The sequence below is a fragment of the Colwellia sp. F1 genome (genome assembly GCF_056238625.1).
In genome coordinates, this window is the sequence record NZ_JBWDLI010000013.1 from 16255 (window position 1) to 33975 (window position 17721).

Annotated in this window: 14 protein-coding genes; 6 read left to right on the plus strand and 8 right to left on the minus strand. The window is 36.9% G+C overall.

The genetic code is table 11. The features are described 5' to 3' along the window. Positions 1-5: 5 nt before the first annotated feature. Positions 6-1331 carry a Xaa-Pro dipeptidase gene (pepQ, locus tag AC0UA9_RS12905; protein WP_475660512.1) on the minus strand — a complete coding sequence of 442 codons (1326 nt, stop codon included), beginning with the start codon at positions 1329-1331 and terminating at the stop codon, positions 6-8. A gap of 137 nt (positions 1332-1468) precedes the next feature. After that, entirely contained in the window at positions 1469-3397 is a 1929-nt protein-coding gene (locus AC0UA9_RS12910) for a transglycosylase SLT domain-containing protein (protein ID WP_475660513.1), read from the minus strand. Between the two features lie 194 nt (positions 3398-3591). Between AC0UA9_RS12910 and tusA the strand changes: the two genes are divergently transcribed. Both tusA and AC0UA9_RS12920 read left to right on the plus strand, forming a co-directional pair. Continuing rightward, a complete protein-coding gene (tusA, locus tag AC0UA9_RS12915; RefSeq protein WP_475660514.1) occupies positions 3592-3837 on the plus strand; it encodes a sulfurtransferase TusA in 246 nt (81 codons plus the stop codon). Positions 3838-4013: 176 nt separating this feature from the next. Further along, complete coding sequence (locus AC0UA9_RS12920) at positions 4014-4817, plus strand: Npun_F0296 family exosortase-dependent surface protein (RefSeq protein WP_475660515.1); 804 nt, start codon at positions 4014-4016, stop codon at positions 4815-4817. 111 nt (positions 4818-4928) lie between these two features. Here the strand turns inward: AC0UA9_RS12920 and glyS are convergent, their stop codons facing one another. From glyS to dnaA, 6 genes are all read right to left on the minus strand, one after another. Beyond that, positions 4929-6992 carry a glycine--tRNA ligase subunit beta gene (gene glyS, locus AC0UA9_RS12925; protein ID WP_475660516.1) on the minus strand — a complete coding sequence of 688 codons (2064 nt, stop codon included), beginning with the start codon at positions 6990-6992 and terminating at the stop codon, positions 4929-4931. Then, a complete protein-coding gene (glyQ, locus tag AC0UA9_RS12930) occupies positions 6992-7945 on the minus strand; it encodes a glycine--tRNA ligase subunit alpha (RefSeq protein ID WP_475660517.1) in 954 nt (317 codons plus the stop codon). Before glyQ ends, glyS begins: the two co-directional genes overlap by 1 nt. 212 nt (positions 7946-8157) lie before the next feature. Next, positions 8158-10599 (minus strand): DNA topoisomerase (ATP-hydrolyzing) subunit B, encoded by a 2442-nt coding sequence (gyrB, locus tag AC0UA9_RS12935; RefSeq protein WP_475660518.1) that lies wholly within the window; start codon positions 10597-10599, stop codon positions 8158-8160. 9 nt (positions 10600-10608) lie between these two features. After that, positions 10609-11811: a DNA replication/repair protein RecF gene (gene recF / locus AC0UA9_RS12940; protein WP_475660519.1), complete on the minus strand. Its 1203-nt coding sequence runs from the start codon at positions 11809-11811 to the stop codon at positions 10609-10611. 28 nt (positions 11812-11839) lie between these two features. Next, positions 11840-12943, minus strand: coding sequence for a DNA polymerase III subunit beta (gene dnaN / locus AC0UA9_RS12945; protein WP_475660520.1), 1104 nt, complete (start codon positions 12941-12943; stop codon positions 11840-11842). A 112-nt stretch (positions 12944-13055) separates the two neighbouring features. Continuing rightward, positions 13056-14423 carry a chromosomal replication initiator protein DnaA gene (dnaA, locus tag AC0UA9_RS12950; protein WP_475660521.1) on the minus strand — a complete coding sequence of 456 codons (1368 nt, stop codon included), beginning with the start codon at positions 14421-14423 and terminating at the stop codon, positions 13056-13058. A 600-nt stretch (positions 14424-15023) separates the two neighbouring features. On the opposite strand from dnaA, the gene rpmH reads away from it, so the two are divergent. From rpmH to yidC, 4 genes are all read left to right on the plus strand, one after another. Continuing rightward, positions 15024-15158, plus strand: a complete 135-nt coding sequence (gene rpmH / locus AC0UA9_RS12955) for a 50S ribosomal protein L34 (protein WP_448249561.1) — start codon at positions 15024-15026, stop codon at positions 15156-15158. 36 nt (positions 15159-15194) lie between these two features. Continuing rightward, positions 15195-15578, plus strand: a complete 384-nt coding sequence (rnpA, locus tag AC0UA9_RS12960; RefSeq protein WP_475660522.1) for a ribonuclease P protein component — start codon at positions 15195-15197, stop codon at positions 15576-15578. Beyond that, positions 15545-15793 carry a membrane protein insertion efficiency factor YidD gene (gene yidD / locus AC0UA9_RS12965; RefSeq protein ID WP_475660523.1) on the plus strand — a complete coding sequence of 83 codons (249 nt, stop codon included), beginning with the start codon at positions 15545-15547 and terminating at the stop codon, positions 15791-15793. The genes rnpA and yidD overlap by 34 nt, the downstream gene beginning before the upstream one ends. 163 nt (positions 15794-15956) lie before the next feature. Continuing rightward, positions 15957-17597, plus strand: a complete 1641-nt coding sequence (gene yidC / locus AC0UA9_RS12970) for a membrane protein insertase YidC (protein ID WP_475660524.1) — start codon at positions 15957-15959, stop codon at positions 17595-17597. The last annotated feature ends 124 nt before the right edge of the window (positions 17598-17721 follow it).

Sequence of the window (17721 nt, forward strand, 5' to 3'; positions counted from 1 at the left end):
TTATTTTACATTAACCCTAGATCACGGGTCATGTTCTCATTATATGACTGGTGAACAATAATATTATCTTCAATACGAATACCACCAAAGCCACGCATTGCTTCAATGTTTTGCCAATTTATTTGGTCACTGTTGTTTGACTCTTTTAATGTAGCCAGCAAAGAGTCAACAAAATAAAGGCCTGGCTCTATAGTAAACACTTGCCCCGCCTCTATAGTTCTTGAAGTCCGTAAGAAAGGATGATTGTCTGGAGAGTTGATATGAGTACCGCGCTCATCGGCCATATAACCACCTACATCATGCACTTGTAAACCTAAATGGTGCCCAAGTCCGTGAGGGAAAAATGTGCTAACAATACCCGCTTCAACGGCTGTATCGGCACTTACATTAATCAAATCAAACTCCACTAATACCTGGGCAATTTCGCGATAGGTGGCAATGTGCAAATCTACATAACTAATGCCTGGTTTTAAGCCTTCAACGGCCTTTAACATTAATTGATCCATACGTGCTATTAATTCTGCAAACCTTCCTTGTTTAAAAGCATAGGTACGTGTAATGTCAGCGGCATAGCCATGAAAGTTCGCGCCAGCATCAATTAAAAAAGATTTATGCACTGCTGGTGGCTCTTTATCTAACGCCATATAGTGTAAAACAGCGCAGTTTTCATTTAAGGCAATAATATTGCTATAAGGCGTTTCATTAGTTGTATACCCTATAGCGCTAAGATAAGCTTGTTGAATATCATATTCTGTTGCGCCACTCAAAAAAGCTTCTTTAGCCGCATTATGTGCTTTTACTGCTAATCTATTCGACTCACGTAAACAAACCTGCTCATAAGCTGTTTTATAAGCACGATGATAATGAAAGTAGTTTAACAAGGGCTCGGGATTAATCTCTTCAAAACCTAAAGCTTTCGCTACTTCAATATGGCTACCAATATAAGCAAAGTCTTTTTTATCATAAGGTAGTAATTTATCAACATCACTTGCTTTGCGCAGTATTTCAATATGAAAAAAATTACTCCAGTAACTTTCAGTAAGCGGAATAACCTTATGCCAAAAATCAACTGGCTGATAATAAATCAGAGTAGGTTTGTCTTCGCCATTAACAATAAGCCAGCAATTAGGAATATCTATTAGCGGTAACCAATGTTTAAAATGGGGGTTTACTCTGAATGGATAGGCATTATCATCAAGAAATGCTTTTATCTCTTGGCCTGAATGAATAACAACACCTGAAAAATTATCACATAATAACGCCTGCTTTGTTCTGTGTTGTAAACAGTTGATATGTGCTGAATACTCTTCTTTTAATTTACTGGTTAGCATACTTATAAAGCCTTACTTAAATTTTTATCTATCATAGCATAGCCCTGTATTTTCAAGCTATTATCCAACTATTGTGCTCATTTTCAAGTTGTGCAACTTTTGTTACAGCGTTTCTTTTTACTGACCATACTTTGTCATTAACCCCCAATACTCATATTGATGACTTTTTCAAATAACTCGCTTACCTGTCCTGGCTTGTTTTGATATATTTCTTGGTATGCTAAAACACTTTTTACATAGTTTCGGGTTTCTTTAAAAGGAATAGTCTCAATCCAAATATCAGCAGGAACAGGTTTGATATCATCGACCCAGGTGCTAACTCTATAAGGCCCAGCATTATAAGAAGCCGTTGCAAGTATTTGGTTTCCTTTGTTTTTACTTAACAATATTTTTAAGTATTTCGTGCCCAGTTGAATATTATTCTCAGGGTTCAATAAATAGCGGTTACTAGACCTGCCTTTATTGAGACTTTTTGCCGTATTGGGCATTAATTGCATTAATCCTTTAGCGCCCACTGGGGAATGAGCATCTTTCATAAAAGAACTTTCTCTTCTTGCAATAGCAAAAGCCCAAGCAGGCGCTATTTCTTGCATGCTAGCGTAGTGGTTTATTTCTTTATTGAAGGCTTTGGGAAAGCGTAAACCCACGTCATCCAAATAACCTGCATCTACTAAGGTGAAAATTGTTCTATCAAACCATTGGTTTTCATTTGCTATTTTTGCAGCAATGAGTTTCTCACGGTTATTTAGTGTTCGAAGTAAGTAGTTCCATTCTGAACGGGCATGATAGTGACGCCCTAAAGAATAAAACTCAAAAGCTCTTTTAGCAGCAGGATAGTTAATCACTTTTTGTTTCTCTGCTAAAGTAAATTTAAGTGGTTTGTCTTGTAAGTTTACCGGCATTTTTAAGTAACTAGCTGCTAAAAAGCCATAGTAATGGCGTTCATTCGCTAACTGCTGCAATAAAAATTGACCACGTTGCGAAGCGCCTGTTGCAATTAATGCACGCGCATACCAATACTTCCACTTTAATTCATCTTTTTGCGTACTCGGTAGTTGTTTTAGTTCAACAATTAATCTTTCCCAATCATTCTGCTTTAACGCTTCTGATAAACGTCGTTGCAACATGCCCTCATTTAAAAGGTTAAAATCTAGTTTATCTAGCCACAGTTGAGCACTTGGATGATCTTTAGAAGATAACGCTAAGGCAAATTTTTCAGTAATTTGCTGTTGTTGCTCTGGGGTAAAAGAAAACCTTAATTGCGCTTTTTTATAGCTACGAATGGCTGAGTCAGGATAGTGCCAGATAAGTCGCTTAAACCCATAAGTTAGTATTTCTGTTTCTCTTATTGAGTTATTCGGGAAATATTTAAGCTTACTCACCATAGAGGGGTCACGCCTAACTTTGTGCCACAAACTGGCTAAGTATTGCTGCTCTGGTGGTAATAACTTAGTTAAGTAAGGAATAAGTGTATGTTGTCCTCCGTCAGCGGCTAAACCTATACGTTGCCACACTAAGGCGTTTGTTCGATACCCTGCTTTTTGCCAACGCTCAAATAAGGGATCGCAAGCTTTATCTTGTGATTTACCTACGACCCACAATTTAGTAATTTTCGGTAAAATTTTACTTTCTGCTACCCCTGACTTCAAAGCAAAACTTAATTGATGACACACTAAAGTTGCATTTGAAGTAGGCTTATAATCTCGTAAGTATAACGCCCCTTTTTTTCTCTTTGCCAAATAAGTTAGCCATTTTTTTCTTAATGGCCAATCCAGTGGTGTGCCTTCATACTTTGCTAAAAAATCTGATATTTCTTTAGCAGCAGACAAACGCATATTATTCATTAAACGCCGTTGGTCTAAATAGGGTTGCAAAGAGTAATAATGAAGTTGCTGATAAAGCCTTTGATATTGTACCGAATTACTTTTGTAAATCAGTTTCTCTGCTTTAATAAAATTTTGTTGCTGTGTTTTATCTATTGTTATAGTTAATGGCTCACTCGCCTGTAAGCTATAACTAATGATAGTTAAGGTAAATACTAGTTTTACTACAATACGACTCAGCATTAATCTCTCTTTTCCAAAAACATATTTCCTACCTAGTGAAAGTATATACCCAAACAAAGCTAATAGGCGAATGCCAAGCACTAAAGGTCCTTCTGCTTAAGCATAAAGGCAAAGCAGTTTAAATAAAAATGAAGTAGAATAGTACCATAAAGACATTTTGACTAAATCCCCTTTACGTTCTTATTTAGGTATCTATGCTAAGCGACATTTTTCAACAAACTGACCATCAACTTGATGCAATAGGATTACGCTGCCCAGAGCCAGTGATGATGGTTCGATTAAATATCCGGAAAATAGCAAGAGGTGAAACGCTATTAATCACTTGTGACGACCCTTCGACTACACGTGATATACCTAGCTTTTGTCAGTTTATGGAACATAAACTCATTGCTAAAAGAGTCGACAAAAAGCCTTATTTATATGTAATCGAAAAACTCTAATATAAGTGTCTTAAAAATTTACACTTTTTAGATAAAACTTGGCGACCAAAAACAAACCTCTAAAAAAACAATCACTTAAAATAACAATAAATTATGGCGCATTATATGCTTACCTTTATAGGGTGACTCAACCTTGATGTAAATTAATTTAATAGCAATATAAAAAGGTGAAATTTATGAATAAAGTAACCAAGGCTTTTAAACTTGCGGCAATCTCTATTATATTTGCTGCCAGCACAGCACATAGTGCGCTAATATCCTTCGGTGGCCAAGATGCTGATGATGGCACCATCACCAGCAACTACGTAGACGCTGCCAATATACTAGATATAAATAGTGATTTTTTTCTAGAAACATTTGATGGCAACACTGAGCAATTTTATTCAAGTGTAAGTGGTGGTCCTTTCAGTATCACTGACGGCTGTACTATTAATTCAGGTAATGGCCCTCTAGCCATTGATGCTGGCATTGGTGGTTTTGGTGTTACCTCGGGTCAAAATACTCATGCCGCTCATGATACTTCTAATAGTACATGTTATGGCTATACCCCTATATTAGGTGGTTTAAACAATATATCCAGCACAACAGTAACGATTGATTACACTGCTTTACTGAATATTTCTCATTTAACCTCGTTTAACTATATAGGCATGTGGTTTGCTTCTATTGACACCTACAATAGTATGTCTTTTGGTTATATGGATGGAGCCAATTTCATCTCTAATACTGAACTAGCTGGAAACTCTATCATTAATGAGTTTAACTTAACTTCAGGCGATAGAACCAACGAAGGTATTTATGTAAATGTGCACTTTAGTCCAGCAGATACATTTACCGCTTTTCAATTTCATACTAGCGGTGTCGCTTTTGAGTTAGATAACATTGTTGTCGGTAAGGTGCCTGTTCCTGAGCCTAAAACTGTTTTTATCTTTGCTTTAAGTTTATTAGCGTTTGCTTCTGTAAGGCGTCAAAAGTCTTAATTATTTTTAATGGGCTTTGCTAATTAAAAACCAACGATGGCTGTTGTTTTTCCATAAAAAAGGGCATATTACTATGCCCTTTTTTATGTCTTTGTCACCACCTAGCTTCAGCTATAATAGTGATATATCTGCAATAGCAAAAAAGTTATTACGTATCTCATTAAGCAAAGTTAAACGATTAACCTTCACCGCCTCATCTTCACTCATTACCATCACGTTATCAAAAAAGTTATCAATAGGTGTTTTTAATTGCGCTAGCTCTGTTAGTGCTGCTTGATAATTTTTGCTATTTACAAGCGGTGCAACATTTAAGCTAATCTCTTCTAATGTTTTCGCCAGGTCTTGCTCTGCTTGCTCACTTGCCAATTCGGATTTAAATGTAGAGTAAAGCTGACCATCAAACTTCGCAAGAATATTTCCAACACGTTTATTTGCTGCGGCTAATGTTGCGGCTTCAGGTAATTCACCAAAGAAAGTAACGGCTTTAATACGTTTGTCGAAATCCAAGGGTGCACTTGGTTTTTTCGCTAACACCGCTTGAATAACATCAATACTAATACCTTGCTCTTGGTAAAATGCGCGGAAACGGCCCATAATAAAATCTAAAACATTACTGGCAGTATCTTTATTGGCTAACTTGTCGCCAAACAGCTCAATACTTTGATTAATCAAATCTGCTAGGTCTAAATCAAGTTGTTTTTCGATAATAATACGTATCAAACCAATGGCTGCTCTTCGTAGCGCAAAGGGGTCTTTATCGCCTTTAGGTGGCTGATTAATACCAAAGATACCTACCAAGGTATCAACTTTATCACTAATAGCAACTGCACACCCTATATTGGCTTCAGGTAAGCTATCGCCAGAGTAACGTGGACGATATTGATCTTCTAATGCTTGTGCAATTGCCGCATTTTCACCGTCATTAAGCGCATAATATTTTCCCATAGTGCCCTGCACTTGTGGAAATTCCGACACCATATCAGACACTAAGTCTGTTTTACTCAACAAGCCCGCACGGTATGCATCAGCACTATTTTCACCTAATTGTTCGGCAATAATTTGGCTCAGTTGTGCAATACGCACTGACTTTGCTTTTACCGTACCCAATTGTTTTTGAAATAATACTGATTCAAGTGTTGATAACCTTGATTCAAGTGTTTGCTTTTGATCTTTATTAAAGAAAAACTCTGCGTCGGCTAGTCTTGGACGAATAACTTTTTCGTTACCAAAAACAACCTTACTAGGGTCTTTCGACTCAATGTTGGTAACAAAGATAAATTTATTAATTAATTCACCTTCATTATTGGTCACTGGGAAGTATTTTTGATGATCTTTCATCGAATATATCAATGGCTCAGCGGGTACATTAAGAAAATCTTTATCAAAGGTTCCTACTAACGTAACTGGCCATTCAACTAATGAAGTTACTTCTTCGAGTAAATCCTCATCTATTAACGCAACCGCTGACATATCGGTCGCAATTTTTTCTACTTGCGCAATAATTTTTTCTTGACGCGCTTGATAGTCAACTTCAACAAAAGCTTTAGCTAATTCTGCTTGGTAATCATTGGCATGCTTAAGGGTAATTAGCCCTTGGTGATGAAAACGATGGCCTTGTATCTGGTTGCTTGAGTTAACACCTAAGGCTGCGCCTTGAATAATATCTTCTCCGTACATTAAAGTTAATGTATGGACTGGACGAATAAATTGTATACGCTCAGCACCCCAACGCATGGGCTTAGCAATAGGTAGTTTATTTAAGGCTGTAGTGACTATGTTAGGCACTAATTCACTAATGGTTTTCCCTGTCACTGTTGCCTTATGTAATAACCACTCACCTTTTGGTGTAGTTAAACGCTCAGCTTGTTCAACAGTAATACCATTTGAGCGAGCCCAACCTATAGCGGCTTTACTTGGCTGGCCTTGTGCGTCAAAAGCTACATTAGTTGCAGGGCCGCGTTTTTCAACAACTTTATCGGCTTGCTTCCCTACTAGTTCAGTCACTTGAACGGCTAAACGGCGTGGTGTTGCAAACCACTTTATGTGTGAATAGGTTAAATCGTTCGCATCAAGTTGACTTTTAATCCCATCATAAAAAGCTGTCGCTAATGTTTTTAGTGATGTTGGTGGCAGCTCCTCAGTGCCTAGCTCAATAAGGAGAGTCTCTGTTGTCATTATTTATCTCCTTTGGTTACAACATTGTTGGCGGTTTTATTATTTTGCTCTTCATTACTTTTACATAATGGGAACCCTAGCGCTTCACGCTTTTGGTAATAAGCTTCAGCTACAGCTTTTGATAAAGTACGCACACGTAAGATATAACGTTGTCTTTCTGTTACCGAAATGGCGTTACGTGCATCAAGTAAGTTAAATGCATGTGATGCTTTCATTACTTGCTCGTACGCCGGTAAGGGTAAGTTAGCCTCTATCAATTTTTGACTGTCTAGTTCACATTGATCGAATTGATTAAATAATGCCGTTACGTCAGCATATTCAAAGTTATAGGTTGACTGTTCCACTTCATTTTGATGAAAAACATCACCATAATATACTGTACCCATTGGGCCGTCAGTCCATACTAAATCATATATGCTGTCGACATTTTGAATATACATAGCTAAGCGCTCTAAGCCGTAGGTAATTTCACCGGTAACGGGTGTACACTCTAAGCCACCTACTTGTTGGAAGTAAGTAAACTGTGTAATTTCCATACCGTTTAGCCAAACTTCCCAACCTAAGCCCCAAGCACCTAAGGTAGGAGATTCCCAATTATCTTCAACAAAACGAATATCATGAACTAGTGGATCTATTCCTAACTCTTTCAATGAGTTAAGGTATAACTCTTGGATATTTTTTGGTGATGGTTTTAACATTACTTGAAATTGGTAATAATGCTGTAGTCGATTAGGGTTTTCACCATAACGCCCATCAGTAGGTCGTCGGCAAGGTTGAACATAAGCGCTGCTGATAGGCTCAGGACCTATAGAGCGTAAAAAAGTCATCGGATGAAATGTACCCGCACCCACTTCTAAATCTAAGGGTTGTACTATTACGCAGCCTTGTTTTGACCAGTAATCTTGCAATTGCAAGATTAGGCCTTGGAATGTTTTACAATTGAAACTAGTCATGGGTTTTCAAATTCACTATAAGTTATAAATTAACACGAAGTAATAACATGTCGTTTTTGAAAAAAGAAATGCTCAGTTTTTGATGACCGAGCATACAATGTATATGGGTTAGATAAAATTTTGTGTTTCATCTGTACCTTTAATTACATGGGCGTAACTATACGGCACTTATATATTACTGTAATTATATATTGGGCGTAAATACACAGCACTTAAAAATCTAAATTAGAAACATTTAATGCATTATCTTCAATAAAGTGTCTGCGTGGCTCTACATGATCACCCATTAAAGTAGTAAATAGTTGATCTGCTGCAATAGCATCTTCAATGGTTACCTGCAACATACGACGTGTTTCTGGATCCATGGTGGTTTCCCATAACTGTTCTGGGTTCATCTCACCTAACCCTTTATAGCGCTGTATGTACTGTCCTCGTTTCGATTCAGCCATTAACCAATTTAGTGCTTCTTCAAAAGTAGCAACTGGCTTTACTTTCTCGCCACGTTTAACATAAGCACCTTCTTCCATTAAGCCATTAATTGCATCATTCAATGCGATGATAGCGGCAAACTCATTCGACTCAATAAAGTCATAATTACAGCTATACACTTTATCAATACCATGTTTACGTACGATAAATTGTGGGTAGTAAATATTACGCTCAATATTATGTTCTACGCTAAGTGTATAAAGCGAGCCATTACCATCTTGTTCATCAAGTTGAGTAATTAAGTCTTTCGCCCAAGCGTCTACTTTCGCTTTATCAGAAAAATCTTCTTTCGCAATATTATTGCTATAAATCATTTTTTCTAAAATATCACTAGGGATTTGTCTAGAAATACGTTTTATCGTTTCCATGGTATTGCGAAATTGATTAACAAGTTGCTCTAAAGCTAGCCCAGAAATAGCAGGTGCACTCTCATTAACATGGATAGAGGCTGTATCTAAGGCTAAGGTTGTTAAGTATTCCGTTAAGCCTTCATCATCTTTAATATAACGCTCTTGTTTACCCTTTTTAACCTTATACAAAGGTGGCTGAGCAATAAATATATGTCCACGCTCCATAATTTCAGGCATTTGACGATAGAAAAATGTTAATAATAGTGTACGAATATGAGAGCCATCCACATCAGCATCGGTCATAATAATAATGCTATGGTATCTCAACTTTTCAGGGTTATATTCATCGCGGCCAATACCACAACCTAAAGCTGTTATTAATGTACCAACTTCTTGCGAAGAAATCATTTTGTCAAAACGCGCTTTTTCAACGTTTAATATCTTACCTTTTAACGGCAAAATTGCTTGGTTTTTACGGTTTCGTCCCTGCTTAGCAGAGCCGCCAGCAGAGTCCCCTTCCACAATATAGAGTTCAGATAGTGCTGGGTCTTTTTCCTGACAGTCAGCCAACTTACCTGGTAAGCCTGCAATATCTAGTGCCCCTTTACGACGTGTCATTTCACGCGCTTTTCGGGCAGCTTCACGCGCTCTAGCTGCATCAACTATTTTCATTATAATAGTACGAGCTACTGCTGGTTTCTCTAATAGGTATTCACCTAGTTTTTCACCCATTGCTTGCTCAACAGCAGTTTTCACCTCTGAAGATACGAGTTTATCTTTGGTTTGAGAAGAAAACTTAGGATCTGGTACCTTAACTGAAATAACAGCTGTTAACCCTTCACGAGCATCATCTCCGGAAGCATTAGTTTCCGTGCCACCTTTTTTAGTTTTATTTAAGCCTTCTTTAACCATGTAACTATTGAGCGTGCGCGTTAATGCCGTTCTAAAGCCACTTAAATGCGTGCCGCCATCGCGCTGTGGGATGTTATTCGTAAAGCAGTGAATGCTTTCTTGGAAGCCATCATTCCATTGCATAGCAACTTCAACAATAATGCCATCTTCACGTGCGAGGTCAAAGTAGAAAATTTCTTCATTTACAGGCGTTTTATTTGTATTTAAATAATCAACGAATGCTTGAATACCACCATCAAAATGGAAGTGATCTTCCTTGCCTTCTTCACGTTCATCAATTAAACGAATAGAAACTCCTGAGTTTAAAAATGATAGCTCTCGAATACGTTTTACTAACAAATCGTAGTGAAAAGTTACATTGGTAAAGGTATCTGTACTTGGCCAAAAACGTACTTCTGTTCCTGTTCTGTCACTTTCACCAACAACAGTTAAAGGTGACTGTGGCTCACCTATTTGATAATACTGCTCGTAAAGTTTACCCTCACGACGAATATTCAGCTTTAGTTTGCTACTTAACGCATTAACTACTGAAATTCCTACCCCATGAAGTCCACCAGAAACCTTATAACCAGAGTCTTCACCACCAAATTTACCACCTGCGTGTAATACAGTCATGATAACTTCAGCCGCAGAGACACCTTCTTCCGGGTGAATTTCCGTTGGTATACCACGGCCATCATCTTTTACAGAAACAGAACCGTCTAAGTGGATAGTAACAACAATCTCATTACAATGCCCCGCCAAGGCTTCATCAATTGAGTTATCTAAAACCTCAAAAACCATGTGGTGTAAACCAGTACCATCATCGGTGTCGCCGATATACATACCAGGTCTTTTTCGTACTGCATCAAGTCCTTTTAATACTTTAATACTGGCCGAGTCATATTCATTTTCTATTGTCATAGTTTTAGCCTATTCAATTGCTTTTTCTGATTTTACGTCAGATTCATCTGGATACACAGTAGATACTTCACCATGTTTCACGTGGAACACTTTGTAACTTTCTATTTTATTTGAATTTTCATTAACAGTCGTAGCGCTGGTTTCAGTAATTTTGTCAGTAACCAAACTGAACTTATCAAAAAATGGCGTTAATACATCACATTCAATGGCTGTTATCACTACTTGGCAATCAAGTAATTCTAGCGCTTCTGACAGTGCTCTACGAGAGTTAATATCTAATTCTGAACCAATATCATCAATTAATAAAATTGGCTTTACTCGCTCAACGCTTGCAATTAAGTTAACTTGTGCAAAAGTTAAAGCCAGTAAAAACAACTTTTGCTGCCCTCTGGACAGCTGGGTTTCTAGTGGTTGTTTATCAAGAAGGAATTTTACATCGAACTTATGCGCACCATATAGGCTATAACCATACTTCACTTCTCGTTCTTGGTTATTAAAAAGCACTTCTTGTAATGTTTTTTTTTGTGGCCAACCTCGTAAATATTGTACTGTTACCCTATTTTTCAAACTTGGTAATAAAATCGTTAACCAGTGTTCAAGTTCATTTATAACAGCTGCGCTATATTCTTCTCTTACGCTAGCAACTTCAATAGACATTTGACAAAACTGCTCGGTCCAATACATCAGCATAGCGTTGTCTTCACGTGAGTTACTACCCAATCTTATACAAGCATTTCGCTGTTTTAGGACCCTATTAAAGCTTTTCCATTGCTGGGCAAAAGAATGTTTCACGTGAAACATACCTAAATCAACAAACCGTCTCCGCTCTCTTGGGCCACCAAAAAAGAGCTTAAAGCTTTCTGGGGTAACAATTTGTACTGCAATGTTTTTTGCTAAAACAGATAAGCGACGTTGAAATTCACCATCAATTTTTATTTTTGTTAGGCCCGCGTTAATATCACGACTTAACCCCAGTTGACGACTATTGCTGTCTTTAACACTGACAACAAACTCGCTTTGCTCATGGCAAGCAAGCGCATCTAATTTACTTGTTCTAAAAGATTTACCATGGCCAAGAAAAAATAGAGCTTCTAATACACTACTTTTACCACTACCGTTATCGCCTACAATAAAATTAAATTTTGGATGTAAATCAATTGTTGCGTTATTTAAATTACGAAAATTATGGGTAACTAATTTTGCAACACTCATCTAATTAATTTCAACAATAACCACAAGGCTATAAACGCATAGGCATAACAACATAAAGGGCTTCGCCTGAGTCTGCACCTTCAATAACAACACTTGAATTAGCATCAGCTAAAGTAAATTTAACTTGCTCGTCTTTAATCGCGTTAAGTACATCTAATACATAACTCACATTAAAGCCTATTTCCAATTCTTCATAAGGGAAATCTATTTCTAATTCTTCTTCGGCTTGCTCTTGTTCTGGGTTGTTAGCGGTAATTTTTAGTAACGAATTTAAAAAGTTTAAACGCACACCTTTAAATTTTTCATTAGACAAAATAGAGGCACGTGACAACACTTGACGTAATTGCTCTTTCTCCGTTACAAATACTTTATCTCCATTGCGCGGTAGTACACGTCGGTAATCGGGAAAGCGGCCATCTACTAACTTACTGGTAAATGAAAACTCGGTATCAATAATTCGGATATGATTAGCACCAAGGTAAACTTGTATGGTCTCATCTACCGGTGCCAGTAATCGAATAATTTCTAAAATCCCTTTACGCGGAACAATAACTTGTCTTTCTGGTAGCGTAAGTGAGTCATTGGATATTTTACAAATAGCCAAACGATGACCGTCTGTGGCAACTGAACGTATTTCATTCCCTTCACTTTCTATCGACATACCATTTAAATAATAACGAACATCTTGGTTCGCCATTGAAAAATGTGTGCTTTCAATTAAGCGTAATAATTCTGACTTTAATAACGTGAACTCTACCTCACCCTGCCACTCTTCAATATTTGGAAAGTCTTCTGCTGCGAGTGTTGATAATGAATACCTACTTCTACCAGAGCTTAATTTAACAGTGTCACCTTCAGTGGTAAAATTAAGGATTGAGTTTTCAGGAAGGCTTTTACAAATATCCAGTAATTTTCTAGCCGGGATAGTTATTTTACCATTTTCACCTTGGTTATCAATTTCCGTGTGCGACACCATTTCAAGTTCAAGATCGGTGGCTGTTAATGTTAAAGAGGCTCCTTGAACATCAAAAAGAATATTGCCTAAAATGGGTAAAGTACTTTTACGTTCAACAGCGCCCGAAACTAACAATAAGGGTTTAAGTAATAACTCTCTATTGAGTGCAAATTTCATTGATGTTCCTGCATATAAGTAAATTTTATTGTTGTTAAACTTTAGTTGGTAATTATAGTGCTATAAATTAAATAAAAGATGATACAACTAGTATAGTAAAAACCATTAAGTTTTAAGAAGATAATGTCCTAATCAAATTAGAGTAATCTTCTTTAATATCATGTAGTTCCTCTCGTAAAGATTTAACTTTACGACAAGCATGCAACACTGTTGTATGATCTCTACCACCAAAAGCATCCCCTATTTCAGGTAAACTGTGGTTAGTTAATTCTTTAGATAATGCCATTGCTAGCTGCCTAGGTCTAGCGACAGATCTATTTCTTCTTTTTGAGAGTAAATCAGCGACTTTAATCTTATAGTATTCTGCCACTGTTCGTTGAATATTATCAATAGTAACAAGCTTATCTTGTAAAGCTAATAAATCGCGTAAAGCTTCTCTAACAAAGTCAATCGTTATTGCCCTACCGGTAAAGTTAGCATTAGCAATAACACGGTTAAGCGCGCCCTCTAATTCACGCACATTTGAACGTAAACGTTTAGCAATGAAAAAAGCCACTTCATCGGCTAAATTAATATTACTCTCTTGCCCTTTTCGTTTTAAAATAGCGACACGTGTTTCTAATTCTGGCGGCTCTATAGCAATTGTGAGGCCCCAGCCAAAACGTGATTTTAAACGGTCTTCAACAGCAACTTCTTTAGGGTAACGATCACTGGTTAAAATAATCTGCTGATTACCTTCAAGTAACGCATTGAAGGTATGGAAAAATTCTTCTTGTGTTCTGTCTTTACCGGCAAAAAATTGAATATCATCAATAAGTAACGCATCAACACTACGATAATATTGTTTAAACTTTTCCATCTCATTATTTTTTAGCGCTAACACCATATCCTGTACAAAGCGCTCTGAATGCATATAAGCGATTTTAGCATTTGGGTTATTTTGTAAAATACCATTACCTACAGCGTGTAATAAGTGTGTTTTACCTAAACCTGTTGCACCATATATAAATAATGGATTGTAGGCCGAGCCAGGATTATCAGCCACTTGTGAAGCCGCTGCTCTAGCAAGCTGATTCGACTTACCTTCAACAAAGTTATCAAAAGTATATTTAACACGAACGTTGGCTTTTTTTGGTATATTTGTTTCTACGTCTACAACCGGCGCTGATTTGGTATTAGGACTGAAATTAGCACTTCCTGAAACAGCTGTATTTTTTTTAGCAGGGGCATTTAGCGGCTTACTGCCAACATCAAAACGTAATAAATATGACTCACCGCCATCTGCCATAGTAATCAATTCATTGATTCTATTAACATATTTATCACACACCCAGTCTAAAACAAAACGATTAGGTGCATAAAGCGTTAAAATATTATCTGTAACAACACACTGTAGCGGACGAATCCACATACTAAATTGCTGTGCCGGTAATTCTTCTTGAAGAACAGATAGGCATCGCTGCCAAAGAGAGTGTTCCAACCAAAACTCCAAAGAAAAAAATTTTGTCCGTTTGTTGTTCATATTGCCTTTTTATTAACGTAAATACTTAAAATAAAAAGTTGGTAAATAAACAAAAGATCATTGTTTATAACTTCAGGCGATAAAATCACCTAAAAAGTAATACAAACGGAAGTTTTTTATTATGTACTGCCATTATCTCTATACTTATCCACAAGTGCAATATTGACAGACAACTATTCGCAATTATTTTGATAATAAATAGCTAAAGGTTAATTTAATTGGCTTAATGGTGGTTTTTCAGATTTAAACAGCACTACATAATATGGTTTAGTCAATTTTTTATGTGAATAAAAATAGAAAACTACAGGATTAAGCAAAACCTTTGCATAAGCCTGTGGATATTTATTATTATCATGCCTTTTACGCTAGCATCAGCTATAAATATTTAACTCCAGCTAGATCCTTGGCGGATCACAGTGATCCGCCAAGGATCTTTTAGTAAATTGTATATATAATACATTGACAACAAGGCGAATTAGGTTTAAAATTCGGCCTCTTTTTTTAGACCTGTGTGCTCAACTTTTTTGTCAGGGCAACAATAACCGACGGATTAGCGTAATGAAAAGAACATTTCAACCTAGCGTATTAAAGCGTAAACGTAACCACGGATTCCGTGCTCGTATGGCAACAAAAAGTGGTCGTGCTGTTTTAGCTCGCCGCCGTGCCAAAGGCCGTGCAAGCCTTAGTGCTTAATCTTAATTTTACTTCTAAGTTAGAAGCTTAATTAAGATGGTAACCAATCAGGTTACTTATGAATTTAATCGGGAGTCTCGTTTATTGACTCCCGGTCACTTTCAATCAGTCTTTGAAAAACCTATCAGATTTGGCTCTCGCCACTTTACAATACTTATTACTCCTACCAATTTACCTGATGATTCGTGTAAAAATAATCGCCTTGGCTTAGCTATAGCCAAAAAACGCGTTAAACTTGCCGTCCAAAGAAACCGAATAAAAAGAATTATTAGAGAAAGCTTTCGTTTACATCAGCATGAATTACCTGCTATCGATATGGTTGTTATGGTAAAGTCTGGTATTGATCAACTCGAGAACAAAGAAATCAATAAAGAATTGACAAAAATATGGCGAAAAATAATTCAGCGCCACAAAAATTAGCACTAGCCTGTATCAAAGGCTATCAGCGCTTTATTAGCCCAATATTAGGCGCAAACTGTCGATTTCAACCCACCTGCTCTAGTTATGCAAGCCAAGCAATAGAACGCTTTGGTATAATTAAAGGAAGCTGGTTAGCAAGTAAAAGAATACTTAGGTGTCATCCGTTAAATAAAGGCGGTGATGATCCGGTTCCACCACTTGAAAAAGAAAAATAATATTAGCGTTAGCAAAAGCAGAGCTCTTTTATAGCCTCAAATTTAAACGAAAGCTAAAAGAGTATTGGTTTGCAGTTAAACCTAGTCTAAAATGCCTGCTATATAAATTACATGCGAGAGGAAATCTCCTCGTGCCAACACAAAATAAAGAGAAATAAATCTTATGGAATCTCAACGCAGTCTGCTTTTTATTGCGCTTATGGTTGTAACTTACTTACTTTTTAGTCAGTGGCAAACCGAAAATTCGCCCGCAGTTGAACTGTCTACTACTAGCCAACATAGTAACGATGAACTTGCTGCAGAGGGTGAATTTATTCCTGAACCAACCGATTCATCCGCACCTATAACAAAGAATACTGCTTCAAGTGCCAAAATCATTAGTGTAACTACCGACACTTTGCGTATTAAAATTAATACTCGCGGTGGTGATATTATTGAAGCTAAATTGCTTAATTTTGAAACAGAGCAAGGCAGCAGTATCCCCTACACTATTATGCAAGACGGTAAGCTAAAATATGTTGCTCAATCTGGTTTAACCGGTGCTAATGGGGTAGATAGAGTCATTAAAGGTCGCCCAATTTACACCAGCGTTCAGAGTAACTACGAATTAGAAGGTGATACTTTAACCGTTGATTTAACTTTTCAAGATAACAATGGCCTAGACGTAACAAAACGCTTTCTTTTTGCTGCCGGTAGCTACAGTGTTGATGTTAATTACTTAATAAAAAATAACACTAGCAATAGCATTTCAGTGCAGATGTATGGCCAACTAAAACAGTCTACACTTGCTGACACCTCTTCAGGCATGTTGCCTACATACCGTGGGGCTGCTTTCTCTACCAGTGAAGACCGTTACGAAAAATATGATTTTGACGATATTTCTGAAGCCAACCTAAATAAAACAACACCTGGTGGTTGGGTTGCCATGTTAGAACATTACTTTGTTTCTGCTTGGGTACCTAATGGTGCGGATAACAACCAGCTTTATACTAATTATAGTAATAACCAAGAAGCGACTATTGGTTTTAAAGCGCCTGCGATTACTATAGATGCAGGTCAACAAGGGAATACTTCGGCTATATTTTATGTTGGTCCTAAAGATCAAGCAGTACTAGAAAAGATTGCACCCAACTTAGATTTAACCATTGATTATGGGTTTTTATGGATGATTAGCCAACCTTTATTCTGGTTACTGCTAACCATTCAAAGCTTTGTTACAAACTGGGGTGTAGCTATTATAATTATTACTTTAATTGTAAAAGGTGCTATGTACCCTTTAACAAAAGCGCAATATACCTCAATGGCAAAAATGCGTGAATTAGCACCCAAAATGGCACAATTAAAAGAGCGCTTTGGTGATGACAGACAAAAAATGTCGCAAGCTACCATGGAAATGTACCGTAAAGAAAAAGTAAATCCCGCGGGTGGTTGTTTACCTTTACTTTTACAAATGCCTATTTTCCTTGCGCTTTATTGGGTATTTTTAGAAAGTGTTGAATTAAGGCACGCCCCCTTTATTTTCTGGATTCAAGACTTATCAGCAATGGACCCTTACTACGTATTACCTGCATTAATGGGGATTAGTATGTTTGTAATGCAAAAAATGCAGCCAATGACAATACAAGATCCAATGCAACAAAAAATAATGCAATATATGCCCGTTGTATTCTCTATTTTTATGGCGTGGTTCCCTTCTGGTTTAGTACTTTACTGGTTTATCAGTAACGTCATTTCAATTGCACAAATGAAAGTAATCTTTAGTGGCATTGAAAAGAAAAAACTAGCGAACAAAGCTAAAACTTAATAAATTTAGCTGATAATAAACTGACGATAAAAAGCGATTTCTTAATAAGAAATCGCTTTTTTGTTAGTTTTAATAAATTAACGTAAAATAATAACCTAGCCGTATGTGAAGGTAGTCACTTCTA

Excerpts from the sequence above, each read along its gene's own strand:
- pepQ (WP_475660512.1), bottom strand. The coding sequence starts at position 1,331 with ATGCTAACCAGTAAATTAAAAGAAGAGTATTCAGCACATATCAACTGT.
- AC0UA9_RS12910 (WP_475660513.1), bottom strand. The coding sequence starts at position 3,397 with ATGCTGAGTCGTATTGTAGTAAAACTAGTATTTACCTTAACTATCATT.
- tusA (WP_475660514.1), top strand. The coding sequence starts at position 3,592 with ATGCTAAGCGACATTTTTCAACAAACTGACCATCAACTTGATGCAATA.
- AC0UA9_RS12920 (WP_475660515.1), top strand. The coding sequence starts at position 4,014 with ATGAATAAAGTAACCAAGGCTTTTAAACTTGCGGCAATCTCTATTATA.
- glyS (WP_475660516.1), bottom strand. The coding sequence starts at position 6,992 with ATGACAACAGAGACTCTCCTTATTGAGCTAGGCACTGAGGAGCTGCCA.
- glyQ (WP_475660517.1), bottom strand. The coding sequence starts at position 7,945 with ATGACTAGTTTCAATTGTAAAACATTCCAAGGCCTAATCTTGCAATTG.
- gyrB (WP_475660518.1), bottom strand. The coding sequence starts at position 10,599 with ATGACAATAGAAAATGAATATGACTCGGCCAGTATTAAAGTATTAAAA.
- recF (WP_475660519.1), bottom strand. The coding sequence starts at position 11,811 with ATGAGTGTTGCAAAATTAGTTACCCATAATTTTCGTAATTTAAATAAC.
- dnaN (WP_475660520.1), bottom strand. The coding sequence starts at position 12,943 with ATGAAATTTGCACTCAATAGAGAGTTATTACTTAAACCCTTATTGTTA.
- rpmH (WP_448249561.1), top strand. The coding sequence starts at position 15,024 with ATGAAAAGAACATTTCAACCTAGCGTATTAAAGCGTAAACGTAACCAC.
- rnpA (WP_475660522.1), top strand. The coding sequence starts at position 15,195 with ATGGTAACCAATCAGGTTACTTATGAATTTAATCGGGAGTCTCGTTTA.
- yidD (WP_475660523.1), top strand. The coding sequence starts at position 15,545 with ATGGCGAAAAATAATTCAGCGCCACAAAAATTAGCACTAGCCTGTATC.
- yidC (WP_475660524.1), top strand. The coding sequence starts at position 15,957 with ATGGAATCTCAACGCAGTCTGCTTTTTATTGCGCTTATGGTTGTAACT.